Below are 24,969 nucleotides of genomic sequence, written 5' to 3'. Positions count from 1 at the left end.
CCCCCTACAACTTCTAATTTAATTATTTCTTTTTCTTTGGTTTGGGTGCCGGTAATTCATCATATATTGAATTGAACAAGCCTTCATTTCTACACTTCATTTATTCACGGGTTGCAACTTTTAACATCAAAACTACCGCCTCAACATGATGCGTTTGAGGAAACAGATCCACCGGCTGGACTTTCTTCAACTCATATCCTAATTCTTGGTAGAGTTTGATATCACGCGCCATGGTTGCGACATTACAAGAGATATAGGCGATGCGATCTGCTCCTGTTTGAGCGCTTGCCTTGATAAAGCTTTCTGTGAGGCCTTTTCGTGGTGGATCCACTAGAATAAGACTTGGTTGAATCCCATTTTTAAGCCAATTCTTCATGGCATTTTCAGCTGTATCGCAGACATAGTGGGCGTTGGTAATCCCGTTGATTGCAGCATTCTTCTTGCTATTCTCGACCGCTTCTGGTATGACTTCTACACCATAGACTTCTTTAACAAGCTTAGCGACAGAGAGGCCAATCGTTCCGATACCTGAATAGGCATCGATAACCACATCATCTTCTTTTAGTTCCGCAAAGTCAATAGCTTTTTGATAAAGCTTCTCTGCCATTTCTGTATTGACTTGGTAAAAGGATGGACCAGCGATTTGGAAGTCGTTCACCAACATTTGGTCAGTAATGTAATCCTGACCATACAGTGTACGCCACTCCTTGCCAAAAATAGCATTGGTATTTTGGTCGTTGATATTTTGCATGACAGACACAATCTCTGGGAACTGCTTGATTAGTTGTTCAATCAACTGTTCCACTCGGAAAACTTTGGGACGAGTCGACACCAAAATGACCATGATTTGTCCTGAATAGTGGCCACGACGTACAACGAGGTTCCGAATCAAGCCAGATTGCTCCTTTTCATCATAAGGTTTCAAATCAAAACGACGGAGCAGGTCTCGAAGGGCTACTACGACTTGGTCAATGACAGGATCTTGGATAAAGAAATCTTCTAGAGGCATGAGGTCATGCGAATTTTTACGGAAAAAACCAGTTTCCAAGACACCATTCACTCGACGAACGGGCACCTGTGCCTTATTTCGATACTTGACTGGATTTTCCATGCTGATCGTTTCAGCAACCTCTACATCCCTAATACCTGCAATCTTGTAGAGACTATCTTTCACTTGCTTTGTTTTAAACTTGAGCTGCTCTGGATAGGCAAGATGCCCCAAATCAGCGATACCTGAGCGTAGATAAGCTAGGTCAAGGTCTTGGTTACGGTGTGGAGAGTAAGTAAGGTATTCTTCAACTTTCCCGTAGCCAATCTTTTTATTGACCTTGAGGACCCGCATGAGAATTTTCTCACTCGGTAGAGCATTTTCTACAAAGAAAACCAAGCCATCGACCTTGGCAACCCCAGCACCTTCATGAGTCAAATCAACAATTTCAACTTCTACAATATCATTTTTCTTTAACATATTTTTCTCTTTCTGCTTTATCGCTCTGCCATTTTCCAAAAAGAAAAGGTAGAAACTTGTCCTACCTTCCATTATATCATAGATATCTATCTCAAGCCCATTTGCTGTAATTTGGCCTTATAGGCTTCAAAGTCGATCAGGAGACCTTGGCCACCGTACATGTCATAGGCATCTTGCCAGTCACCTAAGTTAGGAATGGTGACACGTTCAACTCCACCCGCTGCACCACTCAAGAGTGACCAGCTATTGGTCAAAGGGAAAGTGTAAGGTAGATTTGTTGAGGTCATAGCATAGACCTTACCCAAAGCCTCTGAGCCTGAAAAGAGTTTCATTGGATTTTTGGATTGCTGAATCACAGCAGTCAATACTTCCTGCTGGCGACGAGTCCGACCGAAGTCACCTTCGTCGTCCTTACGAAAACGCGCATAGTTGAGCAAGGTTCTGCCATCCATCCGCTGCGGACCGACTTTAATCGTTTGATTGGGAACCACGCCATCCTTCATATTGAGGTCATCTGGGACTTCTACTTCCGTTACAGGCTGGCCATCAATCGTTGAAAATTGTGCATTCATCTCAACGCCTTCTGGAAAGAGCGTGTCAATAGCTGTCGCAAAGGTTGAAAAGTCTACCAAGGCATAGTATTTGATATTGATATCAAAATTATCCTTGAGCATTTCACGCACCAATTCTGCCCCCTGGTGATTATTTTGCTCACCAATGGTATAGGCTGAGTTGAGCTTCTGATCATACTCACCAGGCTGACTGACACCTTCAATATTAACCAGAGTATCCCGCATGAAGCTGACTAATTTCAGTTTCTTGTCTTTGCCACCAACATTGAGAACCATGATAGTATCAGTTCTCGTTTCATCAGAAGTCTGCCCAACACGACCATCTGTCCCTAAAATAAGGATATTGGTTCCATTTGGACTATCTTCACCATGAAAGACTTCAGCTGTCGGTTTGTTTTCAGCTGGTACTGACCAGACTCCTTTGATAAACATGACAAGCATTCCAGCTAATACGAGAACGATAAAAGTAAGCACCCATTTCAAGACACGACCAAAGGTCCATTTTTTCTTGCGTTTTTTGGGTTTCTTTTCCTCTCCCTCGGGACCTGAGTCAGTCTGAATCGGCTTTTCTATCCGCCGTTTTTTAGGCTTCTCTACTTTTTCGGACTGTTGCCGATCCTTTCTGCGGTTTGTTCTATTTGGGTAAACAGGTAAAGAGTCTTCCAACTTGTCAGAAACAGGCTTTTCCTCTTCTCTATAGCTAGGCTCAAAAATCTCTCCCTGAGCCTTACGCATCAGATAGTTATATTCTTCCTGTTCCCGCTCATTTAAGTAATGAAAGTTTTTATATAAATAATCTAAACGTAATTGTTCATGATGGCTCAGATTGTCTTGTTGTTTCGCCATATTTCCCCCAACATTTATGCAATAAGATGGACACTGTATTGTCCTAAAATTTTATAAGTAATTCCGATGGCTGTTAATTCTTCCAGAGCAAATTGGAGCAGAGACTCCTGTTCACCATTGACATCAATGATAAAAAAATACTCTCCCAGAGCTGTCTTTAGAGGTCTACTTTCAATCTTGGTCAAATCGATTCCCCGCCAAGCAAAGACAGACAAAGCCTTATAGAGAGCACCTGGTAGATTATCCGGCAAGGTCAAGCCCAAGGTCTTTTTGGGAGCAAGTTTTTCTAAAGCGAACTCCGGTCTCTTACAGCCTAAAACCCAAAAACGTGTGAAATTTTCACTCATTTCTTGGATATCTCTTGCCACAAGTTGCAAGCCATACTCCTCAGCAGCCGTTTCTGGTGCTATAGCAGCATAAGGCTCCTCTGGATGTTCTGCCACTAGACGCGCTGCTGCTGCCGTACTGGCGGTTATTTCCAGCTTAGTATTTGGATAATGCTCCAGAATATAAATCTTAGACTGAGCAAGAGCTTGTGGATGAGAAAAGATGGTCTCTATCGGTCCATCAGTTTGACAGGCTAGGAGCTGCTGCTTAATTGGTTGAATCAGCTCTGCTACAGCTTGAATCTGCGCCTGATGAAAGAGATAGTCCAAAGTCTCATGAACACTTCCTTCAATCGAATTTTCAACTGGAACAATTGATAGGTCCACTTGACCTCTTTCATAAGCCTTGATGACTTCTGTGATATTTGGATAGGGCTCTAAATGCGCTTCTGGAAAAGCTTTTAGAGCCACTTGATGAGAAAAAGAACCCTTGGGCCCAAGATAGCCTACAAGCATCGAATCATCTCCGCAATTTCTTCTGGTGTTTTTCCTGCCACATCAATGATATGCGTGGAAATTTTCTCGTAAAGAGGTAAACGAGCTTCAAAAATTTTCTTAAATTCTTCTCGAGTGTTGTTCAAAAAGAGAGGACGTTGCATGGAAAGATCATTCTCAATGCGCTTATACAGAGTATCAAAATCCACTCGTAGATAAATATTGTATGGATTCTTTTCAAGTAGGTCTCGGTTATGTGGATTGACCACAATTCCTCCACCAGGAGAAATGATTTCAGCCTGGTTCGTCAATAAATTCTCTAGCATCTCTGCTTCGATCTTTCGAAATGCGTCCTCACCTTTTACGGCAAAAAAATCATTGATTGACATACCAATCTCATCAGTGATTAACTCGTCCATATCGTGAAAATTAGGATCCAGTATACGACCAACTGTCGTCTTTCCTGCTCCCATAAAACCTAATAGTATTTTAGTCACTTAACAATCCCTCCAAATGAGCAAAAAAGTCCGGATAGCTGGTATTGATTGCTTCTGCCCTCTCAAGCTCCACGTTTCCATCTTTTACTAAAAGTGCTGCGATGGCAGTCATCATACCAATTCGATGATCTCCATATGTATGAACGGAAGCTCCTTTCAAAGGTGTTTTCCCTTGGATAATCATTCCATCCGCTGTCGGCTGGATGTCTGCCCCCATACTATTGAGTACATCAGCCACAACCTGAATGCGGTCCGTTTCTTTAACTTTCAACTCCTCAGCGTCTCGAATCAGGGTTCGTCCCTCAGCTTGAGTCGCTAGCAGAGCAATGATAGGCAACTCATCAATTAAGCGAGGAATTAGCTCTCCACTGATTTCTGTTCCATACAAGTCCGAGCTTTCAACAGTGATGGTTGCCGACTTGGCTACTTCATCAACCTCAGACACTGACAACTTGCCTCCCATAGCTTGGATCACATCTAAGATGCCTGTTCGAGTCTCATTGATACCGACATTGGTTAGAGTAATTTTAGAGTTTGGAACAATCAGACCGGCTACCAGCCAGAAAGCTGCACTAGAAATATCTCCAGGAACAACAACTTCCTGAGCTTGCAGTTCTTGTTTACCAGCTACTCGGATCTCTTTGCCGTCCACCTTTAGCTGACCGCCAAATTGTAAGAGCATATCTTCCGTATGGTTTCGTGTCAAGTCTTTTTCGATAATCAGAGACTCCCCTTGTGCTTGCAGAGCTGCAAAAATGAGGGCTGATTTAACCTGAGCCGAAGCAATAGGCAATTGATATTGAATGGGTTTTAGGTTTGGATTGCCATGAATAGTCAAAGGAGGTAAATCCCGCTCTGTTTGACCAGCAATCTCAACTCCCATCTGTCGCAAAGGTAGGCTGATACGATCCATAGGTCTCTTAGACAAGCTGTCATCTCCTACCATCTGAGCAGAAAAGTTCTGACTAGCTAAAACGCCAGCAATCAAGCGCATAGAGGTACCTGAGTTCCCCATATCAAGTGGACGCTGAGGTTCCTGCAAACCATCAAAACCACAGCCATGGATTTCAACAAGATCTCCCTTATCCTCAATTTGAACGCCCATCTCTCGGAAAACCTGCATAGTTGAGAGGACATCCTCTCCACGCAAAATATCATGAACTTTGGTGACACCCTTGGCCAAGCTCCCAAAAATAATGGAGCGATGGCTAATTGACTTATCACCTGGCACACGCAAACTTCCTCTTAAACCTTTTGCATTTGTCCTTAGTTTCATGGAATACCTCGCACAATTGTTTCCTTTCATTTTAACACAAATAGCTTTTGAAAACAAATGAAGAAAGAGGCTTAGCAACGAGAAAAAACACTCTAAATCTATTAGAGTGTTATAGGATTAGGGTATTTTTTGAATGATTAAATATGTTCTGAAAACTTATCTTGAATAAATTGGGCAGAACGAGCTAATTTAGCTTCTTCCTCTTCTGTCAAAGTCAATTGCAACTGTTCGATAATACCTGAACGACCAACAAGAGCTGGATAACTTAGATAAGTATCAAGCGGTGCATAGTAATTTGTCACAGGAAGTTCTTCATGGGCATCTGAAATGACAGCCAAAGCCAGACGGATAGCTGCACTAGCAATCCCGTAGGAAGTGTACTTTTTCCCGTAAAAGACGGTATGACCGCCCTTCATAGCTTCCGTGCCAATTTCTTCTAAAACTTCTTCTGAAGTCAGCTTGCTAATAGGTTGCCCCTTAACTCGAACTTGGCTCCAAGCGGTAAACTGGGAATTTCCGTGCTCGCCCAGATTATAGCCGTAAACGCTACGAGGATCGACTCCAAACCGGACTCCAACTGCCCGCTTCATTCTTGCAGTATCCAGCAAGGTACCAGTCCCAATCACTCTTTCTTTCGGAAGGCCTGTATAGTGCTGGTATAGGCTGGTCACAACATCAACTGGGTTTGTGATGGCAATCAAAATCCCTTTAAAGCCTACTTCCTTGATTTTTTTGGAAACTTCAATCACCTCTTTTGAAGTGAAAGGCAACTCTGCAAATCGGTCAGCATTTGGATTGTCTTGTAATTTAATATTTCCTAAGGCTGAAATAATAACATCAGCATCCGCTAAGGCTTCATAAGAATTAACTGTGATATTAGCATGATGATTGAGATTGGCTGCAGCATCTTGAAAGTCTAAAGCATCAGCCTTGACCTTAGCTTCATTCGTATCAATCAGCACATAATCATCAAAAGCTCCTTGAGCAATCAAGCCGTGGGCAACCGCAGCTCCAACATTTCCCATTCCAATAATAGCAACTTTTCGTGACATAGAAATTCCTCCCATTTCCCTTTCGTTATGATTCATTATACTCAGAAAGCATCAAAAAGCAAGTCTTTGAAGCAAAAAGCCTGTTGACTCAAAAGAGAAAACAGACTGTCAGCTTTTATTTCATCAAATCTTGAATTGGCTCAAAGACAATACGTTCAATATCAGACAAGTAAACAGAAAGTTGTTGCTGCTTCGTGAAGAACTCCGTCACAATTGCATTGGCTTGGATTTTTTCTCCGAATGACTTCATTTCTTCTTGCAACTCTGGTGTCGGCATTTGGCCTGTCTGCATTAATTGCTGGATTTTTCCTTGGAAAGCAATATAATCATCAAAAAGAGACTTGGCTTCACTATCTGCATCAATAGCTGCCTTGCTCTCCAAAACCGCCTTGTACTCAGGTAGCTCACGGAAAGTACGGTTGAGTTCATTAGCTAGATCATAAATATTTGACATAGTATTTCTCCATTTCTTTAATTTAAAAATACCTGATATCTTGTATTTTCTCTTACTATTTTAGCAGATTTTTCTAAATCTTGACGATTTTTAAAGGTGATTTGCAGAATTCCGTTGATATCTTCACGGTTTTCCTCGTTGATACGAATGTTGACAACAGAGATCCCTCTCAGTAGTTCTAAGACGCTAAGAATGGCTCCTTCTTCATCAGGCACCTCGACAAAAAGATCGTAAAAGCTATCCACACCAGCTCGTTTATGAATTTCCATCTGTTTGCGACTCTGCCGTCCTCGATCGAAAAATTCCCAGATTGCGGTCTCGTCCTTAGCCTCAATCGCTGCAGCTACCTTGTCTAGCTGTTTTTTAAAATCTTCCAACCGCTCCAAGATAGCTTGAGGATTAGTCAAGAGAATAGAGGTCCACATGCCCGGCTCACTCTCTGCAATCCGCGTCATATCTCGAAAACCACCAGCTGCAAAAGACTGGGTCAGCTCATGCTCTTGGCTATAAGCTGCCGTTTGCTCCATAAGGCTGGAGGCTAAAATATGCGGAAAATGACTGATTTGACTAGTCACTCGGTCGTGCTCTACAGGATCTACCTGAATAAAGCGGGCATGAAGACCACTCAGCAAGTCCTTCATTTCCTCAAGAGTACCAGGCTTGGTCAGGTTAGAGGGGGTGAAGATATAATAGGCATTTTCAAAGAGGGTGACATGAGCAGCCTTGGCTCCAGTCTTGTGACTTCCGGCCATCGGATGAGCTCCGACAAAGCGGACGGGCTTATTCTGCAGATGCTTTTCTGCAGCTGCCACAATCTCAGCCTTGGTCGATCCAGCATCAGAGATGATAACATTTTCCTTCAGGTCCAGCTCCGCTAGATTCTTGATAAATGCTATGGTCTGCTTGATGGGCACAGCCAGAATAATCACATCAGCCAATGGAGCAAAAGCGGCAAAATCATCCGTTACCCGGTCTACCATTCCTCGTTCCAGGGCAACTCTGCGCGATTCCTCACTGCGATTGTAGCCGAGAATTTCAATCTCAGGATGAGCTCGCCTGATGCCCAGAGCCAAGGAAGCTCCAATTAGTCCCAGACCTGCGATATAGACTGTTTTTCTCTCCATGCCCTTCTCCTTACTTCTAAAAGTTCTTGACAAATTCCCGATGGCGAGCTACCGCATCTTTCAGTTCTTCCAGATTGTCCGAAGAGAATTTCTCCAGAACTTCGGTGGCTAAAACAGTCGCCACCACGCTTTCCATGACAACACCCGCTGCTGGCAGAGCCGTAGGATCGCTCCGCTCCACTGTCGCCTTATAAGGCTCGTGGGTCTCAATATCCACGCTCATCAGTGGCTTGTAAAGGGTTGGAATGGGCTTCATGACACCTCGCACTACGATTGGCTGACCATTGGTCATCCCACCCTCAAAGCCACCAAGATTATTGGTCCTGCGAGTGAAACCATCTTCCTCAGACCAGAGGATCTCATCCATGACTTGACTGCCCTTGAGACGGCCGGCTTCAAAGCCCACGCCAAACTCGACTCCCTTGAAAGCGTTGATGGACACAACTCCCTGAGCAATCTTGGCATCCAGCTTCTTGTCCCATTGGACATAGGAGCCTAGACCGACCGGCACACCACCAACGACTGTCTCAATGACACCACCAATGGTATCCCCGTCTTTCTTAATCTGGTCAATGTAGGCCTTGATTTCTTCTTCGCGCTCGGGATTGACAATGGAAACCTCTGACTGGGCGGCTCTTTCCTTGATTTCCGCTACAGTGAGCTGATCTGGAACATCAATATCAATACCACCGAAGGTTACGATATGACTGGCTACCTCTACACCGATTTCCTCCAGTAAACGCTTGGCTACCGCTCCGACTGCTACACGCATAGTCGTCTCGCGGGCAGAAGAACGCTCTAGGGAATTTCGCAAATCGTCAAAGCGGTATTTCATACCACCGACCAAGTCCGCATGACCAGGGCGTGGTTTGGTAATCTTACGCAGCCCTTTTTTCTTTTCATCCACATCAGCCACACTCATAATCTCCAACCACTTCTGATGATCCAGATTTGTGACATTGAGAGTTATTGGACCGCCCATAGTCAGTCCATGCCGAACCCCGGACGTAATCTCAACTTGGTCGCTTTCAATCTTCATGCGGGCTCCACGGCCGTATCCACCCTGACGGCGCTTGAGCTCAGCATTGATGTATTCAGCAGTCAGAGGAAGACCAGCCGGCACTCCCTCAATAATAGCTGTCAGACGTGGTCCGTGGGATTCTCCTGCTGTTAAGTATCTCATACATTTTCTCCTATTCTAGGATGGAAAAGCTGGGCAGCCCGTTTGTCTTCATCTAGACTCCCCAATTGTCTCAGCTTCCATCTGGCACTTATTTCTTAAGAAATTCTTTCATCTCTTCCAGCGGAATCTGGTGAATGCTTGCTGAACCTAGCTCGGGCACAAGTACTAGCTTGATAGAGTTGCCTCTAGCCTTCTTATCATGGGTCAGTGCTTGATAAAGAGCATTCTCATCCCAAGGCTGGTAATCCACTGGCAAGCCAAACTTCTGACACATATGGATGATGTCTTCAGTAATCCCAGCTGGCATAAGGCCTTGCTTTTCAGCGACACGAGAAACCTGTACCATGCCAATCGCTACAGCTTCTCCGTGCATGACCTGACCATAGCCTGATATTGCTTCAATGGCGTGCCCAATGGTATGGCCAAAGTTCAGATAAAGGCGGACGCCATTATCCAGCTCGTCCTCGACCACAACCTTACGCTTGACATCGCAGGAATGGTAAATGATGCTCTCCGCATGCTCCAAAATCGACTCTGGGCTGCCATCCATTTCTGAAAGCTCATTCCAGAGTTCCTTGTCCTCAATCAAGCCGTACTTGACCACCTCGCCCATACCTTCGATCAATTCACGTTGCCCTAAAGTCTGCAAAACTTGAGGGTCAATCAGAACTCCGTCAGGCTGGGTAAAAGTCCCAACCATATTCTTGGCCCAAGGAGTATTGACACCTGTCTTACCACCAATAGAAGAATCCACTTGAGCTGTCAGACTGGTCGGAATCTGCACGAAATGAATGCCTCGCATGTAGGTCGAAGCAACAAAGCCTGCCAAATCACCAACAACTCCGCCACCCAAGGCTACAATACCGTCGCTACGAGTCAAACCAACCTTTGCCAAAAATTCATAAGCTTTATTAACAGTTGTTAGATTTTTACTAGCTTCACCTTCAAGAAAATCAAAGGTAAAGACCTTAAAGCCAGCAGCTTCCAAACTCAATTTAACCTTCTCTGCGTAAAGTCTAGCCACCCGATTATCTGTGATAATTACTAGTTTCTGAGGCTGCCAAAGCTGACTCAGCCAATTTCCAGCCTGAGATAATGCCCCATTTTCAATGATGATATCATAGGGATGATGAGGAAGATTTACATTCAGTTTCATAAGCGCCTCCTTTATATATGAAAATGGACACCCAAAGCCTACAAAGTCCAAGAATGTCCCACACTATCTACTATAAACTATATTTCCAATTTTTCTATCAAGGCTTTTTTGATTTCTTCAGATGGCATCTTTTTACCTGTCATTAGTTCAAATGCTTTTTCTGCTTGATATAGCAGCATACCCAGACCATTTACAGTCTGCAGGCCTTGTTCTCTAGCCAAGCGCAAAAATGGTGTCTCAGCCGGACAATAGGTCATATCGGCTACTAGCAGGCCATTAGGAAAAGCAAAATCGCTTGGAATTGGCAGTGATTTTCCATCCATTCCCAGACCTGTCGCATTGATAAATAAATCTGATTGATTGACTGCATCAGAAAGAGCTACTAGATCTTCAACAGCTAGTAATTGAATAGGATGACCCAGACGACGAGACATCTGTCCCATTCTCTCTTGATGTCCTGCCAATCTATCTCTGAGGTCAAAGGCACAGACCTTTCCTACACCATCCAGCATAGCCTGACCAATAATAGCTGAAGCTGCACCTCCAGCCCCAAGGATTGTCAGATTTTTCCCCTTAATATGAAAGTTAGACAAACTTCTGAAAAAACCAAAACCATCTGTATTGTATCCGATAAGTCGACCATTTTGATTGACAATCGTATTGACCGCGCCGATAAGCAAGGCCGACTCATCAAGCTCATCAAGATAAGTAATTACCTCTTGCTTATAGGGCATAGAAATATTAGCCCCCAACATCTGATGAAGCCGAATATTTTCAACAGCCTGTTCCAGATTTTCCCTGTCCACCTCAAAAGCCAGATAAACCGCATTGGTATCTGTAAGGGCATAAGCCATATTATGAATAAAGGGCGAAATACTGTGCTTGATTGGCTTAGCTATGACAGCAGCCAAACGAGTGTGTCCATCAATTTTCATTTAAAATATCCCGAATTTTTTTCATGCTGCTCAAAGAAATCTGACCTGGTGCTGTTGCTTCGTCTAAACTAGCAAAAGACCAAGCAGAACCCGTCAAATCAGATGCAATTCGTGAGATGCGTCCAACCCTTCCCATAGAAATAGTTACATACTCTTGCTCAGGATTTAAAGTCTTAAAGCCACGAGTATAGTTCATCAAGTCCAAAACATCCTGGCCACTATTAGCCATCACCGATACTTTGACAGCCTTAGGCGTTAAGCTAGTCAGCTCAGACAAGATTTCCATCATGTTTTCAGGGGTTTCCTCAAAGTTATGATAACTCAAGACCAGGTTTGGAAATTCCAGCATTTCATCGATTTTGTCCTTGTGGGAGAAATACTCAAAGTCCACATAATCTGGTTGATAGAGCTGGGTTACCTTTTTTATCATTTCCACATACTCGTCATCAGATAGCTGAATATGACCACCTTCATCCTTGGTCCGAAGTGTAAAAATCAGTTCGCGGCCAGCAAATTTTTCAAAAATCGCCGGTGCAACCTTCAGGATTTCTTCTTTTTCCAAGAAATCTGCTCTCCACTCGATCAAATCCGCATCTACAAAACGTTGCGCGTCGATCTGTTGAGCTTCTTCTAAATTTCTAGGGGTGACAGAGACAACTAACTTCATTCTTCTACCTTAATCGTAAAAACCTTTAAGTAATTACTACTTTCGTCTTTCTTATTATAACTAAAGTCTGCCGGCAAACCATATTCTTTGATATAACGATGGTGCTTTCCTGCAAAACCTTTTTCAATTTCTTTTTTAAATTTAGCACGCGTCACATTGGACGCATTGGTACTGGCAATCAGCACTCCCTTTGGATTTAAAATTTCCAGTGATTCTTTGATAAGCTTATGGTAATCTTTCGCGACAGAAAAAGTCTGCTTTTTATTACGGGCAAAGCTTGGTGGATCTATCACTATGACATCATAGCTGAGACCATGTCGCTTGGCATATTTGAAATAATCAAAAACGTCCATAACCACAAACCTATGATTGTCTAAAGTCAGGCCATTGGCTTGAAAATGTGCTTCGGACAGTTCCCGACTACGTTTTGCCAAATCAACTGAAGTTGTCTGGCTAGCACCTCCCATAGCAGCTGCAACAGAAAAAGCAGCTGTGTAGGAAAACATATTTAACAAGCTTTTGCCAATGACCAAACCGTCAACAAGACTGGCCCTAACCTCATGTTGATCTAGAAAAATCCCAGTCATAAGACCATCATTCAGAAATACTTGATAAGCCACACCATTTTCTAAAACCGTAAAGACCTCTGGTGCTTCAGCTCCATAGACGTGGGCTGACTCGTAGTCCAGCCCCTTAAAACGAATTTTTTCATAAGCTCCCATTAATTCTGGAAAGACTTCTTGAAAAGCTTGAAGGATTTCTTCCTTTAAAGAAAAGACAAAAGGATTGTACCAAGAAAAGAGAGCATAGTCTCCGTACTGGTCAATAGTCAATCCTGCAAAACCGTCGCCTTCTTGATTAAAGAGACGGTATGCAGTTATATCCTCTGCCAGACGGTAAAAACGACGCTTTTCCTTGGCTTTCTCAAATAAGGAAATAAAAAAATCTCTATCAAAATCTACTTTTTGCTTAGAAACGAGCCAGCCAAGTCCCTTGTTCTGTTTTGAGATATAACCACATCCCAGAAACTTTCCTTGGCTTGATACCAGCTCCACAGCTTGATGATCAAAAGATAGCTCTGGAAAGTCTTCTTTTTCTAAAAGCAGGGCACCCTGCCGAATCTTTTCTTCCTTATAACGAGAAACCGTAAGCTTTTTCATATTCTAAATTATATCAAATATTGAGAAATATTTCAAAAAAATTACGTAAAGCAGGCCCTTAGTAACATTAGCTCCCTCTATCTCCTACTTCTTTTACCTCTTAACCAGCTCACCTCAGAAAATTATGACTAACTGTTAATTTAGGCAAAGCTTATACTTTTCGTTCACCCTATAAAACAAAATGTGATATACTTAATACGATACAGAAAAATTTAGGAAATAAGACAAGGAAGTACTTTTGTGAAAAAAATGACTAGGAAATTACTCAATTTCATGAGTACCAGACTAGGTTTTGTCTTGACCTTGCTTTGCTTCTACTGGTTAAAAACCATGTGGGCATACACTGTCGACTTTAATTTGGATATCCAAGGATTTTATCAGGCCTTCTTAGCCTTTGTAAATCCTATACCCTTAGGCTTATTATTTATTGGCTTAGCGCTTTATTTCAAAAGAAGCGCCATATTCTATGGATTTTCAATTTTTGTTTATATTTTGCTCTTTATCTGGCTGTTTTCAAATGCCGTATACTACCGCGAATTTAGTGACTTTGTAACCGTCAATACCATGATGGCTTCCAGCAGTGTTTCTGCTGGTTTGGGTGAAGCCGCCCTCGGCCTATTTAGACCATGGGATATCATCTATCTGATTGATTTCCCGATCCTAGGCTACCTCATGTATAAAAAGCTCATCAGGGTTGACCATCGTCCATTTAATAAGAGAGCTAGCTTTGCCATCACAGCACTTTCTACTATGCTCTTTACAGCCAATCTCTTTTTGGCGGAAATTGACCGTCCTCAGCTTTTGACCCGTGGTTTCTCAAACTACTATGTCGTTCGGGCATTAGGACTTCCAGCCTTTCTAGGCTACAGCGGAAATCAAACCTATCAAGCCAACAAAGAGCGCTCTAAAGCCTCTGCTGAAGATTTGAAGCCTGTAGAAGAATACATTCAAAGCCATTATGCAGAACCTAACAAGGATTACTTTGGTATTGCTAAAGGCCGCAATGTTATCTATGTCCATCTGGAAAGCTTCCAGCAGTTTCTGATTGACTATAAGCTACAGGCAGATGGAAAAGCGTACGAGGTGACACCTTTTCTCAACTCCCTCTACCACTCCAATTCGACTCTAGCTTTCTCAAATGTCTTCAACCAGGTTAAGGCTGGTAAGACTTCTGATGCTGAAACCATGATTGAAACTGGGCTCTTCGGTCTCAACCAAGGCTCCTTCATGGTTAACTACGGTGGTACCAATACCCAGCAAGCTGCACCTTTTATTCTTTCCAAAAACGGCGACTATACTTCTGCTGTTTTCCATGGTAATGCTGGAAGCTTCTGGAACCGCAATACAGCCTATAAACAATGGGGTTATAACTATTTCTTCGACGCGTCTTACTTTACTAAGCAGGACGACACTAACTCCTTCCAGTACGGCTTAAATGACAAGATTATGCTGAAAGATTCCATCAAATACCTGGAGCGCCTACAGCAGCCTTTCTATGTTAAATATATCACGGTTTCCAATCACTATCCTTACACAACTAGCTTGATTGGTGACGAGATTGGATTCCCTCTGGCTAAGACCAAGGATGAGACCATCAATGGCTACTTTGCTACTGCCAACTATTTAGATTCTTCTGTCAAGGCCTTGTTTGATTATCTCAAAAAATCTGGCCTCTATGACAACTCTATTATCGTTCTCTATGGAGACCATTTTGGAATTTCCCAAACCCGTAATCCTAACTTGGCCCCTCTTGTAGGAAAGACTTCTGAGACTTGGTCCAACTACGACAATGCCATGATGCAGCGCGTCCCTTACATGGTCGTAATTCCTGGCATGGACAAAGGGAAAATAATAGATACATACGGTGGTCAAGTAGATATGCTACCAACATTGGAGCATTTGCTGGGTATCGACTCTAAAAACTACCTTCAGGTCGGCCAGGATATGCTATCAACTCAGCATCAGCAAATTACAGCTTTCCGATCCAGCAATAACTTTGTCACACCAAAATACACTAGCTTCAACGGACGGACCTACTACACTCAGACCGGTGAAGAAATTACCAATCCAGACGAAACCATCAAGAAAGAACTGGATGACATTCGTAATGCTGCCAATACCCAGCTGAAGATTAGTGACGCTATTCAAACCGGTGACTTAATTCGCTTCTACGAGGGTAATGACTTGGGCAAGGTAGATGTCAAGAAATACTCTTACAACCACTCTTTCAAAGCATTGAAGAAAATCGAGGAAGAAAAAGGAGACCAATCAACCAGTCTCTACAGCCAACGCAAGGGCGAATCGACCATTGACCTCTTTGATGCTCCAAGCTATCGAGCGCTCCACCCAGAACAATTTGAAAGCACCAGCTCCTCAGAAAACAGTTCTGAATCCAGCAGCGACAGCTCAAGTAGCTCAAGTTCTTCTAGTAAGCAGTGATAAATGAAAACAACCACCTATTTAGGTGGTTGTTTTTTGGATAAATTCGTATAGCATAACCTAATCACTCACTTAAATCTTATCTACAATCCTTACACCATGACTGATTCCTAATCTTCCCATTTCCCATATCTCTATAACCAAAATCGCTTATTGGTTTTTCATTACCACAATTCGGGCATACTCTAGTAGGTTCACTTCCATTATAACCCTTAGCTTGAATAATAACTTCTTTATCATTACCATACATAATCATAACTCCTTAATTTTTATATATTTACTAAATTAAATATCCAGTTTAACCAGCCTATAACAGAAGTCGCTCTCCTTGAAGCTACATTCTTACTACAAACATTATATTCCAATTCAAGTTCAACAACTCTTTTACTACTCGGAATCTTAGCTGTTTCTACAATTTCTGCAAATAAATCTCTAAAGATTCTATGAGATAAAATTAGTTTGACTAATTCTAACTGTCTTTCTTTATAATTCTTTTTAAAGACGCTCACTCCAACGTTAGTCAATCCATATTTTGTAACTTTATCTTCTTTAATTTTTTGGAACAAACCTAAATATTTACCAGCATTAAAATAATAATCTCTTTGCCTACTTGTAAACTTCATCAATTCGATAATTTCATCACTTGTCATTGGATTCTCATACATATTTTCTAACAAAGACACTATTCTTTCAAAATTATCAGCCTGTATAAATGGAACACTGCCTTCAACATTCATATTATCACTAATAACTTTATTATCTTCAATGCTGTCATAAACAGCTTTTATTTCATCAAATGAAATTGAGGTATCTTCCAAAGAATAATTTTTAGTTTTAACTAATTCTATTGAAGAATAATTCTCCTTTTCCTTAAAACAATACTCCATTAAACGGAATATTTTATTTGTATAAATCGAAAATATCAAGCGTATAGGTTTATTGATTTTACTTTCCCACAATCTAAATGGGTAATAAAGCTGACGAATATGAAAATCCTCATGCAGAACATTCTTGGCTTCTAGGATCACAACATAATGACTTGATTCAAAACCTCCATCAATTTCTATTTGCGCCCTACTAACATCTACTTTTCTTTGAATTTTTCTTCTTGTATCTACTAGAAAATCGAACTCACCTGATGACATACGACCATTAAAAGTTCCATATAAAACATCATCTGAATCAAGTTCAAGAAAATCTTCTAGTATTCCTGAAATCTGTAATACATTTATCGCGTTTGCTTCGGAAGTTATATTATTAACATCAATAGTTTGTAAGTCAGGTAATTCAACTTTTGCCATATTTTTTACATGTTCTACCTTTTTAGGTAGTTCTTGATACAACAAAAAATCACTTAAAATATAAGAACTTCGGCTATCAGGTAAAATGTTAATCTTATTCTTTTTTAAACTTTCAGGCAACTGCTCTGAACTATCCCATTTAGCCATCAATCTGGGCTCTTTTACTTCCTTTATCTGAGAAGCAGAAATTTTAAAAAAACCTTTATTAGATATTTCTGTTAAAATATTATACTTTTTAATTAACACTTGCCAAGCGTCTGAAACGTTTATTTTTCCCATAACTTACTCTTTTTCGTAATTATAAATTAAGACCTCAGAAATTTCCCCTCTTTTATCTGACTGACTATTAATACTTCGTTTTGCTTTCACAATTTCAATATTAAAAACTTTCTGATCAGAATACAATTCTAAAATTTCAGGAGAATAAGAATTAGATTGTAGAAATTTAACTCCTCTATCATGGAGTTTTAAACATTCATCTCTAAGTTCAACTTGTTTCTCATAGCCAAAGCCATGTTCTGTATATCCTGTAAAACTAGAAGAAGATGAAATAGGCATATAAGGGGGATCAAAGTAAACAAATGCACCCCTTCTCAAACTTTTCAGTGCTTCTTTATAATCACCAGTTAAAAATTTAATATTCGCTGAATTAAAATAATTTGAAATAGCTTTAATAGTCACCTCATTCACAATAGAAGGATTTTTATATTTTCCATAAGGTGTATTAAAGAAACCTGCTCTATTCACTCTAAATAAACCATTATAACAAGTTTTGTTTAAATAAATTATTCTTCCAGCTTTTTGTACACTTGATAAATTTTCAAAATCATCTCTACGATCTAAAGAACGAATTTCATAAAAATAATCTTCTGAATTTAACTCTTTATGTTCCTTTAAAACCTTTATTAGTTCATTCGGATTATCTTTTATCACTTGATAAACATTCATCAATTCTTTATTAAAGTCATTGATAATCGCCTTCTTTGGTTGAAGATGAAACAATACTGCCCCGCCACCAACAAATGGCTCAACATAAGTAGAAATCTTTTTAGGAATTAAAGGTTCAATATCTGAAATTAGTTGTCTTTTTCCACCTACCCATTTAAGAACAGGTGCAATAAGTATATTTTTTTTCATTTTTTTATATAACCTCGTTATCTTTTAATTATATCATAATCCACTTAATTCTTTCAGTCAATACATTCTCAAATACTAAAAAATTCAAAGTCAAAAAATAGAAAATAAAATAGACCAGTTCCCTGATCTACCTTACTCTATAAGTAGAAACTCGAATTTAATTTGGTAATCTTTTGATAAAAAACAAAAAATACTAAATTATTTTTAATTCAAATAAGCACTTTGTATATTCTTTGTTTTTCTTTACATTTCCAAAAATGTCCCCTGCCGGAATCGAACCAGCAACTACTCCTTAGGAGGGAGTTGTTATATCCATTGAACTAAGGGGACCTAGAGAAAAACTCTGCCATCTGACAGAGCTTTCTAAGATTAACGACGGATTTCTTTAATACGAGCCGCTTTACCTTGCAATGCACGAAGGTAGTACAATTTAGCGCGACGCACTTTACCGTAACGAACGACTTCAATCTTGTCAACACGTGGAGTGTGGATTGGGAAAGTACGTTCAACACCTACACCGTTAGAGATTTTACGAACTGTGTAGTTTTCTGAGATGCCAGCACCTTTACGAGCGATAACGACACCTTCAAAGATCTGGATACGTTCGCGAGTTCCTTCGACAACTTTCGCGTGAACGCGGACAGTGTCACCAGGACGGAATGCAGGGATATCAGTACGAAGTTGACCTTCAGTCAAGCTTTGGATTAATGGATTCATTTTTTACTCCTATCTTACTAATCTTATGATTCATGACCAAAGCGGATTAGCCGTTTTTTTGTGCTCCATTTGCACAAAGAATATTATATCAAAATTCCGGTAAATGTAAAGATTTTTAGATAAAAATTCCTAAAATAATGGCTAAAAATCCTAAAAGATAAGTCAGCATCAGATAATGGATGAATTTCTTCTTATTGGAAAAAAGACCTACCAGCTCAGCATTAAAAGTAGACAGGGTCGTCAAGCCTCCGCAAAAGCCAGTTGCTAGGATAGTATAAAGTTGCTTGTCTTGAACATGGTTATAGAAATATCCGATCAAAAAAGCTCCTAGTAAATTGGCCATCAAAGTCCCTACTGGCAAAACAGCTCTGCTATTGACCTTGGAAAGAAAATAACGGACGAGAGCACCACCACCGCAAGCTATAAGCATAAGCCAAATCACAGAGCCACCTTCTTTCCAGCCCACAAGGCAATCCACAAACTACCGCCAATGCTCAAGACTAGATAGAGGATAAAGTCTGTGTATAGTCCTAGATCCAGCAGTTTAATAGAGTCTAAAAGAAGACTTGAAAATGTAGTCAAGCCACCACAAAAGCCTGTCGATATAGCCAGAATAAAACGTTTAGACACTTGCTTGTTTGCTAGATAGCCCTTTACCAAATAAACCAGAATGAAGGTCCCCAAGTAGTTGACCAAGAGTGTAGCTAAGGGAAAATGTCCAGTGAAGGTGACGAAGGAAGAGATTAAATAACGAAACCAGCCACCTAGCATAGCAGCTAAGCAGATGGCGAGAGAATTTTTCACTTCCTTCATGCTTTTTTCTGCTCCTGATAAGCACGGGAGTTCTTCAAGATATCCTTAAAGGTAGCAAGAATCGTATCTTTGTAGGCTGGATTTTCAACATGATCAGCCACTCGGCCTAAAATAACTTCTTCCCTCTTCGTGTCCAGCACTGCCTTGCCTGTCTCCTGCTTGTAAGCAGCCACTTGGCTCACGAGTTTCATCCGTTTTTCCAGCAAGACTACGAGTTCATCGTCTATTTGATTGATTTCTTGTCTCAGTTCTTCTAGATTCATTCGTTACCTCCTTATATTTTACCTATCATATCAAAATTTTGGATGTTTTTCTAGTTTTCTTGGAAAGCGAGTCAAGTTTAGAAGCATTTTGTAAGAAAGAGGACCCTTAGCGCGAGCCCTCCTTTATCATCATAATGTGATTCTTATCTACAGATTTCAAGGTTCCTCGAACCTTAGATTAAGGGGAACTCGCAAAAGCGAGTTTTTATCTGCAACCTAAAAATACCCGTTAGGGTATTTTTAGCCAACTGAGCCTTCCATGCTCATGTTGATGAGTTGGTTGAGTTCGACGGCGTATTCCATTGGGAGTTCTTTGGTGATGGGTTCCATAAAACCATTGATAATCATAGCTGTGGCTTCTTCTTCGCTGATACCGCGACTCATCAGATAGTAGAGCTGGTCCTCAGATACTTTGGAAACCTTGGCTTCATGCTCTAGGGCGACATTGGAATTATGGATTTCATTAAAGGGAATAGTGTCGGAGCTAGACTCACCATCCATGAGAATAGTATCGCACTCAATATGCGACTTGGAGCCAGCACTATTCTTACCAAAGCGAACTTGGCCACGATAGTCTGTCTTACCACCGTCCTTGGCCACTGATTTAGAAATCAAGGTACTGGATGTCTTGGGTGCATTATGAAAGACCTTGCATCCTGCATCCAAGTGCTGGCCGTAATTTGCAAAAGACATAGAGAGAACAGAAGTCCTTGCATTGTGGCCGTTGAGAATACTGCAAGGATATTTCATGTTAACCTTGCTTCCTAGATTGCCATCAATCCACTCCAAGGTACCACCCTCTTCGACAGTGCCCCGCTCCGTTACTAGATTATAGACATTGTCCGACCAATTTTGGATGGTCGTATAGCGGAAAAAAGCATCCTTTTTGACTATGATCTCAACAGTCGCGGCATGAAGACTATTGGTCGTATAGGTCGGTGCTGTACAACCCTCGATGTACTGAATGGAGCCACCCTCCTCGATAATCATTAGGGAGCGCTCAAACTGGCCTGCGTTTTCCCCATTGATACGAAAATAAGTCTGAACAGGAATTTGACAGTGCACATTTTTAGGAACATAGATAAAGGTTCCTCCTGACCAGACTGCTCCATTCAAGGCTGCAAACTTATGTTCAGCATTTGACACGACTGTTCCAAAATATTGCTTGACTAGCTCTGGATACTCTTGAACTGCTGTATCCGTGTCAGTAAAAATAATTCCTAACTTTTCGAATTCTTCCTTCATATTGTGGTAGACAACCTCAGATTCGTACTGGGCAACAGCACCAGATAGGAATTGCTTTTCTGCTTCTGGGATTCCCAGACGATCAAAGGTCTTTTTTATTTCTTCAGGAACGTCATCCCAACTACGAGCTGGCTGTCCGCTTAGTTTCTGGTAATAGATGACATCTTCAAAGCGAATGCCTGACAAATCAGGGCCAAAATCTGGCATGGGCAATTTGTTAAATAGCTCTAAGGAGCGTAAGCGATAGTCTAGCATCCACTGGGGTTCCTTTTTGATGGCAGATATTTCACGAACAACTGCTTCTGTCAATCCTTTCCCAGTCGAATAAAGCGGTGCTATATCATCATGAAAACCGAAAGCATAATCACGTTGTGGCATAAAAGCCTCCTTTCTCCATACAGAAAGAATCACATGGGTTCCTACCCTTATTATACTCTTCTAGATTAGAATTGTCAGAAAATAAGAGCCGGTTGTTCCATTTGAACTAGCAAAAAAGCAGAAGGGTTCTGATCTCTCCCATTCTGCTTCAATGATTTTATAAAGTAAGCTCATCTAAAATGAATCGACTCAAGCTAAGATCTCAAAAACGCTGGCGGTTAAGTTCTCAACTTCTGTCTTAATTTTGCTACGGTTATTGCTGACGACTAGTTTGAGCTGGTCCGCATTTTCCAAGCGATAAGGTGTGCCACTAGCATTAAAGACGACTAAATAATGCTTCTTGTCCTTGACTTCAAAAATGATAAGACCACTATTTGTCTGTGCATGACGAACATAGACATGCTGGTATATTTCTTCGTAAGTCGAGTAAGAAAATTCTTTCCTGGTCGTTTTTAGTTGGATAATCTTGCGGATAAAATTGACACTGTCTTGATGTTTCGAAAGTAGATTCCAATCCACCTGGTTGACTTGGTCTGGCGCATTGTAGCTATTCATAGCTCTTTCTTTATCTGCTTGAGTCACCTGGCCATTTGGTCCTGTTCCCACCAACTTAGTTCGAGAAAACTCCTGCCCCAGCTCCATAAAGGCTAAGCCTTGCATGAGAATATTCATGGCAGTTGCCAGTTCAATCCGCTTGGTAAGCGTTTCTAGATCATCATGTGGATGGAATTCTTCTAGTAAGTCATGCAGATTATAATTATCATGAGCTTCGACATAATTGACGACCTGATTTGGCATTAGGTAGCTACCCAATTCACTGCTTCCTAAAATAGCCTTGGCAATAATATTTTCAGTCCCTTGTCCACTGACAAATCCAGCTTTCAAGGTTCCAAATACCTCAGCACCTTTGATGGCATCTCGCTCATTGTCGTTGAAAAATCCAATATCTAAGAGCTGGTAGGCATTGTCTTTCTTGGCCTTATCTTGAGGAAGGAGGCCTGTCCCCATATCCCATCCTTCTCCGTAAGTCAGGATACGTGGGTCTACCTTGTCCAACTCATCTCGAATGATCTGCATGGTCTCTACATCGTGGATTCCCATCAAATCAAACCGAAAACCATCCACGTTATACTCTTTTACCCAATACAAAAGTGAATCAATCATATACTTACGGAACATCTCATGCTCGCTCGCGGTTTCACTCCCGACTCCGGTTCCATTCTGGAAAGAGCCATCTGGATTCATCCGATAGTAATAATCGGGAACACTGGCTTGAAAAGGAGAGTCAAAGGTAGAGTAACTGTGATTATAGACTACATCAAGAATCACTCCGATACCAGCATCATGATAGGCTTGAATCAAGGTTTTTAAATCACGAATAGCCTGAGCTGGATCAGATGGGTTACTAGAAAGGCTAGTTTCTGGGGCATTATAGTTCTGCGGATCGTATCCCCAGTTATAGGTTACCTGCCCATTTTCATCATAGTCTTTATGGCGGTCTGAAATGGGCTGGAGCTGGACATAATTCACACCCAAGTCACGAATATGATCAAAGGTTGTCGCTTGACCATTGCCATTTGTCGTACCTGTTTGACAAGCACCGAGGAAGGTTCCGCGGTAAGCTGGTGTGACACCTGAGCTTTCTGACTGGCTTAGGTCACGGATATGCATCTCATAGATAACTGCTTGACAGGCATTCTTCACGCGCCAGTGGGCTTCTTGCCCTTGCTTAACTTGAAAACCAAGTGGATTTCGTTCTTGGTCTGTCACAATAGCTGTTCGTTTTCCATCAGGACTGGTAGCCAGGCTATAAGGATCCCGTGTCAAGTATTCTTCGTGATCAAAGATCACACGATATTGGTAAGCACGCTTGGCTAGATCTTCAGAAATGCTCCCTTGCCACACTCCAATTGTATTCTTTGTGTGATCTGTCGAAAAATCTCGACCTCTCTTTAGAGAAATAGTTTTCCAAACGCTGGCTTTGTTGCTAGCATCTTTATAGATGACCACTTCAACCGCTTTTGCTGTCGGTGCCCAAAGTTTAAACTCAGTCTTATCAGCCTGGTAAAAGGCACCTAAACTTCCCTGATAGCCCCAGTGACGGTCGAATTCTTTGGAAGAAACTGCCATATCAAAAGCATGAGGATCTCTGTATTTATAATAGTGGCTAGTGACTGCCGCCTGCCTAGAATAATAGACTTGATGGTCTCCCTCAAGAATCCAAACTTCTGTAACCAGGTGGGCTGGCAAGAGACGAATGGTATAATCAATGGTCTGGCTTGACCAGTCTGCTTTTTTTATAATCAAATGGACATAATCCAAGTTTGTCTCACTTTGGTAAGTAACAAGTCCACTTCGCCCAAAATAATCAAAATTAGAAAATGACGTTTCCTTTCCGATTTGGTTTTCCTGCCACTGCCATATATTGTACGAAAGGTAATCATCAGTGGGGTTATGGTAATGGACTAAGACCTGGTAGTCTGGCATTTTTATCTCCTAGGTTCATCATGATTTTTCCGAACAAAGAGCATCGTCGCTGATTTCATCGATATTGGCAAAAAATTCTAAGTGATTGTGGAAGACTTCTAATTCAACTGGGGTGTCTCCACCATATTCGCCATCAAGATTAAGCATAAATGGTTCTTTGCTGTCTAAAACTTCTAGTTTTAGTTTGCTTGTTTTTAAGTATTCGACATTGACATCTGTCACGTGTTGGCCACCATTAATGGCCTGAATCAGTAGGGCTAACATTTCAAAAAGTTTGGCTGTTTTGACCAAAATCAAGGTAAAGTTGCCATCGTCTAATTTGGCATCAGGAGCGATTCGCTCAAAGCCTCCAATTGAATTGGTCAGTGCTGCAAACATGAGTGAAATCTTACCTTCAAAAACACCATGATCATGAGTAATACGCACCTTGCGGAATTTAGAACGTGGCAACATTTCAGCACCTTTGGCAACATAGGCAAAGTAGCCCAAGCGAGATTTAGCTTCACTTGGAACACGATAGGTCAGCTCACTCAAAGTACCAGCTGCTGCTATGTTAATGAAATATTTTTTTCCAAAGGCACGGCCGATATCCATTTTGATGGTCTGATTCTTAGCAATGATTCTCGCAGCTTCGACAGGTTTTCCCATAGGAATCTTCAGCGCACGCGCGTAGTCATTGGTCGTACCTGTCGGGATGAAGGCCAAACGGGGCCGATTTTCCAAGGGGGCTACTCCATTTACGACTTCATTGATGGTGCCGTCCCCTCCTGCTGCGATAATCAAATCAAAACCAGCCTTAGCTGCCCGCTCTGCTTCTTTTTGCGCAGAAAGAGGCTCTGGCGTCGTTTGATAAGCACTGGTTTCATAGCCTACGTCCTCTAAAACGTCCAGCACTTCCGCAATGTTCTTTTTGATAATTTCCTGACCAGATGTCGGGTTATAAATGAGTCTTGCTCTTTTTATTACATCTTTCATACA

General features: G+C 41.4%; 24 protein-coding genes and 1 tRNA gene. 1 reads left to right on the top strand and 24 read right to left on the bottom strand.

Going from position 1 to position 24,969, the window contains the following annotated elements; genetic code table 11:
- Positions 1-100 precede the first annotated feature (100 nt).
- The 13 genes from rlmD to PCY09_RS00560 form a co-directional block, all read right to left on the bottom strand.
- Positions 101-1,468, bottom strand: a complete 1,368-nt coding sequence (rlmD, locus tag PCY09_RS00620; protein WP_061602085.1) for a 23S rRNA (uracil(1939)-C(5))-methyltransferase RlmD — start codon at positions 1,466-1,468, stop codon at positions 101-103.
- Between the two features lie 86 nt (positions 1,469-1,554).
- The gene (locus PCY09_RS00615) at positions 1,555-2,886 is read right to left on the bottom strand and encodes an LCP family protein (RefSeq protein ID WP_061594527.1); all 1,332 of its coding nucleotides are present in this window, start codon (positions 2,884-2,886) and stop codon (positions 1,555-1,557) included.
- Between the two features lie 14 nt (positions 2,887-2,900).
- A complete protein-coding gene (gene pheA, locus PCY09_RS00610; protein ID WP_061602083.1) occupies positions 2,901-3,728 on the bottom strand; it encodes a prephenate dehydratase in 828 nt (275 codons plus the stop codon).
- Positions 3,719-4,204: a shikimate kinase gene (locus PCY09_RS00605; protein ID WP_061582951.1), complete on the bottom strand. Its 486-nt coding sequence runs from the start codon at positions 4,202-4,204 to the stop codon at positions 3,719-3,721. Before PCY09_RS00605 ends, pheA begins: the two co-directional genes overlap by 10 nt.
- Entirely contained in the window at positions 4,197-5,480 is a 1,284-nt protein-coding gene (gene aroA, locus PCY09_RS00600) for a 3-phosphoshikimate 1-carboxyvinyltransferase (protein ID WP_061602082.1), read from the bottom strand. Before aroA ends, PCY09_RS00605 begins: the two co-directional genes overlap by 8 nt.
- Positions 5,481-5,617: 137 nt before the next feature.
- Positions 5,618-6,532, bottom strand: a complete 915-nt coding sequence (locus PCY09_RS00595; RefSeq protein ID WP_061602081.1) for an L-lactate dehydrogenase — start codon at positions 6,530-6,532, stop codon at positions 5,618-5,620.
- Positions 6,533-6,647: 115 nt separating this feature from the next.
- Positions 6,648-6,986: a YlbF/YmcA family competence regulator gene (locus tag PCY09_RS00590; protein WP_008809305.1), complete on the bottom strand. Its 339-nt coding sequence runs from the start codon at positions 6,984-6,986 to the stop codon at positions 6,648-6,650.
- Between the two features lie 17 nt (positions 6,987-7,003).
- Positions 7,004-8,110, bottom strand: a complete 1,107-nt coding sequence (locus PCY09_RS00585) for a prephenate dehydrogenase (protein WP_125397110.1) — start codon at positions 8,108-8,110, stop codon at positions 7,004-7,006.
- Between the two features lie 16 nt (positions 8,111-8,126).
- On the bottom strand, positions 8,127-9,293 hold the full coding sequence (gene aroC / locus PCY09_RS00580; protein ID WP_061602079.1) for a chorismate synthase: 1,167 nt from the start codon (positions 9,291-9,293) through the stop codon (positions 8,127-8,129).
- Between the two features lie 88 nt (positions 9,294-9,381).
- Positions 9,382-10,449, bottom strand: coding sequence for a 3-dehydroquinate synthase (gene aroB, locus PCY09_RS00575; RefSeq protein WP_061602078.1), 1,068 nt, complete (start codon positions 10,447-10,449; stop codon positions 9,382-9,384).
- Positions 10,450-10,526: 77 nt separating this feature from the next.
- Positions 10,527-11,384: a shikimate dehydrogenase gene (locus PCY09_RS00570; protein ID WP_061602077.1), complete on the bottom strand. Its 858-nt coding sequence runs from the start codon at positions 11,382-11,384 to the stop codon at positions 10,527-10,529.
- Complete coding sequence (aroD, locus tag PCY09_RS00565; protein WP_045635203.1) at positions 11,374-12,051, bottom strand: type I 3-dehydroquinate dehydratase; 678 nt, start codon at positions 12,049-12,051, stop codon at positions 11,374-11,376. The genes PCY09_RS00570 and aroD overlap by 11 nt, the downstream gene beginning before the upstream one ends.
- Positions 12,048-13,211: a class I SAM-dependent rRNA methyltransferase gene (locus PCY09_RS00560; protein WP_045635202.1), complete on the bottom strand. Its 1,164-nt coding sequence runs from the start codon at positions 13,209-13,211 to the stop codon at positions 12,048-12,050. Before PCY09_RS00560 ends, aroD begins: the two co-directional genes overlap by 4 nt.
- A 240-nt stretch (positions 13,212-13,451) precedes the next feature.
- Here PCY09_RS00560 and PCY09_RS00555 point away from each other — a divergent pair, with 240 nt between their 5' ends.
- Positions 13,452-15,650, top strand: a complete 2,199-nt coding sequence (locus PCY09_RS00555) for an LTA synthase family protein (protein WP_125397109.1) — start codon at positions 13,452-13,454, stop codon at positions 15,648-15,650.
- 79 nt (positions 15,651-15,729) lie between these two features.
- Here PCY09_RS00555 and PCY09_RS00550 read toward each other — a convergent pair whose 3' ends face one another.
- The 11 genes from PCY09_RS00550 to PCY09_RS00500 form a co-directional block, all read right to left on the bottom strand.
- Positions 15,730-15,900, bottom strand: coding sequence for a hypothetical protein (locus PCY09_RS00550; RefSeq protein WP_185760620.1), 171 nt, complete (start codon positions 15,898-15,900; stop codon positions 15,730-15,732).
- 19 nt (positions 15,901-15,919) lie between these two features.
- Positions 15,920-17,230, bottom strand: a complete 1,311-nt coding sequence (locus tag PCY09_RS00545; protein WP_125397108.1) for a type II restriction endonuclease — start codon at positions 17,228-17,230, stop codon at positions 15,920-15,922.
- 3 nt (positions 17,231-17,233) lie between these two features.
- Positions 17,234-18,088, bottom strand: a complete 855-nt coding sequence (locus tag PCY09_RS00540; RefSeq protein WP_125397107.1) for a DNA adenine methylase — start codon at positions 18,086-18,088, stop codon at positions 17,234-17,236.
- A gap of 258 nt (positions 18,089-18,346) precedes the next feature.
- Positions 18,347-18,418 (bottom strand) — tRNA-Arg (locus PCY09_RS00535).
- Positions 18,419-18,457: 39 nt separating this feature from the next.
- Positions 18,458-18,805 carry a 50S ribosomal protein L19 gene (rplS, locus tag PCY09_RS00530; RefSeq protein WP_008809321.1) on the bottom strand — a complete coding sequence of 116 codons (348 nt, stop codon included), beginning with the start codon at positions 18,803-18,805 and terminating at the stop codon, positions 18,458-18,460.
- 115 nt (positions 18,806-18,920) lie between these two features.
- On the bottom strand, positions 18,921-19,247 hold the full coding sequence (crcB, locus tag PCY09_RS00525; protein ID WP_061602070.1) for a fluoride efflux transporter CrcB: 327 nt from the start codon (positions 19,245-19,247) through the stop codon (positions 18,921-18,923).
- Positions 19,244-19,618: a fluoride efflux transporter CrcB gene (gene crcB / locus PCY09_RS00520; protein ID WP_125397106.1), complete on the bottom strand. Its 375-nt coding sequence runs from the start codon at positions 19,616-19,618 to the stop codon at positions 19,244-19,246. The genes crcB (PCY09_RS00525) and crcB (PCY09_RS00520) overlap by 4 nt, the downstream gene beginning before the upstream one ends.
- On the bottom strand, positions 19,615-19,881 hold the full coding sequence (locus PCY09_RS00515) for a chorismate mutase (RefSeq protein ID WP_045773260.1): 267 nt from the start codon (positions 19,879-19,881) through the stop codon (positions 19,615-19,617). The genes crcB (PCY09_RS00520) and PCY09_RS00515 overlap by 4 nt, the downstream gene beginning before the upstream one ends.
- A gap of 240 nt (positions 19,882-20,121) precedes the next feature.
- The gene (gene sufB / locus PCY09_RS00510; protein WP_125369481.1) at positions 20,122-21,504 is read right to left on the bottom strand and encodes a Fe-S cluster assembly protein SufB; all 1,383 of its coding nucleotides are present in this window, start codon (positions 21,502-21,504) and stop codon (positions 20,122-20,124) included.
- Positions 21,505-21,693: 189 nt separating this feature from the next.
- Complete coding sequence (gene pulA, locus PCY09_RS00505; protein ID WP_125369479.1) at positions 21,694-23,991, bottom strand: type I pullulanase; 2,298 nt, start codon at positions 23,989-23,991, stop codon at positions 21,694-21,696.
- Positions 23,992-24,009: 18 nt separating this feature from the next.
- A complete protein-coding gene (locus tag PCY09_RS00500) occupies positions 24,010-24,966 on the bottom strand; it encodes a diacylglycerol kinase family lipid kinase (RefSeq protein WP_096755127.1) in 957 nt (318 codons plus the stop codon).
- Positions 24,967-24,969 lie beyond the last annotated feature (3 nt).

This window comes from Streptococcus sp. SG2, from assembly GCF_030439925.1.
Lineage (GTDB): Bacteria > Bacillota > Bacilli > Lactobacillales > Streptococcaceae > Streptococcus > Streptococcus gordonii.
This window is presented reverse-complemented; position numbering and strand designations above follow the sequence as displayed.

What these genes read in the sequence shown, in the direction of transcription:
- rlmD (WP_061602085.1), bottom strand. Translation starts at nt 1,468, where the DNA reads ATGTTAAAGAAAAATGATATTGTAGAAGTTGAAATTGTTGATTTGACT.
- rplS (WP_008809321.1), bottom strand. Translation starts at nt 18,805, where the DNA reads ATGAATCCATTAATCCAAAGCTTGACTGAAGGTCAACTTCGTACTGAT.
- aroB (WP_061602078.1), bottom strand. Translation starts at nt 10,449, where the DNA reads ATGAAACTGAATGTAAATCTTCCTCATCATCCCTATGATATCATCATT.
- aroC (WP_061602079.1), bottom strand. Translation starts at nt 9,293, where the DNA reads ATGAGATACTTAACAGCAGGAGAATCCCACGGACCACGTCTGACAGCT.
- pulA (WP_125369479.1), bottom strand. Translation starts at nt 23,991, where the DNA reads ATGCCAGACTACCAGGTCTTAGTCCATTACCATAACCCCACTGATGAT.
- sufB (WP_125369481.1), bottom strand. Translation starts at nt 21,504, where the DNA reads ATGCCACAACGTGATTATGCTTTCGGTTTTCATGATGATATAGCACCG.
- crcB (WP_125397106.1), bottom strand. Translation starts at nt 19,618, where the DNA reads ATGAAGGAAGTGAAAAATTCTCTCGCCATCTGCTTAGCTGCTATGCTA.
- PCY09_RS00560 (WP_045635202.1), bottom strand. Translation starts at nt 13,211, where the DNA reads ATGAAAAAGCTTACGGTTTCTCGTTATAAGGAAGAAAAGATTCGGCAG.
- PCY09_RS00570 (WP_061602077.1), bottom strand. Translation starts at nt 11,384, where the DNA reads ATGAAAATTGATGGACACACTCGTTTGGCTGCTGTCATAGCTAAGCCA.
- PCY09_RS00500 (WP_096755127.1), bottom strand. Translation starts at nt 24,966, where the DNA reads ATGAAAGATGTAATAAAAAGAGCAAGACTCATTTATAACCCGACATCT.
- PCY09_RS00585 (WP_125397110.1), bottom strand. Translation starts at nt 8,110, where the DNA reads ATGGAGAGAAAAACAGTCTATATCGCAGGTCTGGGACTAATTGGAGCT.
- PCY09_RS00550 (WP_185760620.1), bottom strand. Translation starts at nt 15,900, where the DNA reads ATGTATGGTAATGATAAAGAAGTTATTATTCAAGCTAAGGGTTATAAT.
- PCY09_RS00590 (WP_008809305.1), bottom strand. Translation starts at nt 6,986, where the DNA reads ATGTCAAATATTTATGATCTAGCTAATGAACTCAACCGTACTTTCCGT.
- pheA (WP_061602083.1), bottom strand. Translation starts at nt 3,728, where the DNA reads ATGCTTGTAGGCTATCTTGGGCCCAAGGGTTCTTTTTCTCATCAAGTG.
- PCY09_RS00615 (WP_061594527.1), bottom strand. Translation starts at nt 2,886, where the DNA reads ATGGCGAAACAACAAGACAATCTGAGCCATCATGAACAATTACGTTTA.
- aroD (WP_045635203.1), bottom strand. Translation starts at nt 12,051, where the DNA reads ATGAAGTTAGTTGTCTCTGTCACCCCTAGAAATTTAGAAGAAGCTCAA.
- aroA (WP_061602082.1), bottom strand. Translation starts at nt 5,480, where the DNA reads ATGAAACTAAGGACAAATGCAAAAGGTTTAAGAGGAAGTTTGCGTGTG.
- PCY09_RS00515 (WP_045773260.1), bottom strand. Translation starts at nt 19,881, where the DNA reads ATGAATCTAGAAGAACTGAGACAAGAAATCAATCAAATAGACGATGAA.
- PCY09_RS00540 (WP_125397107.1), bottom strand. Translation starts at nt 18,088, where the DNA reads ATGAAAAAAAATATACTTATTGCACCTGTTCTTAAATGGGTAGGTGGA.
- PCY09_RS00595 (WP_061602081.1), bottom strand. Translation starts at nt 6,532, where the DNA reads ATGTCACGAAAAGTTGCTATTATTGGAATGGGAAATGTTGGAGCTGCG.
- PCY09_RS00545 (WP_125397108.1), bottom strand. Translation starts at nt 17,230, where the DNA reads ATGGGAAAAATAAACGTTTCAGACGCTTGGCAAGTGTTAATTAAAAAG.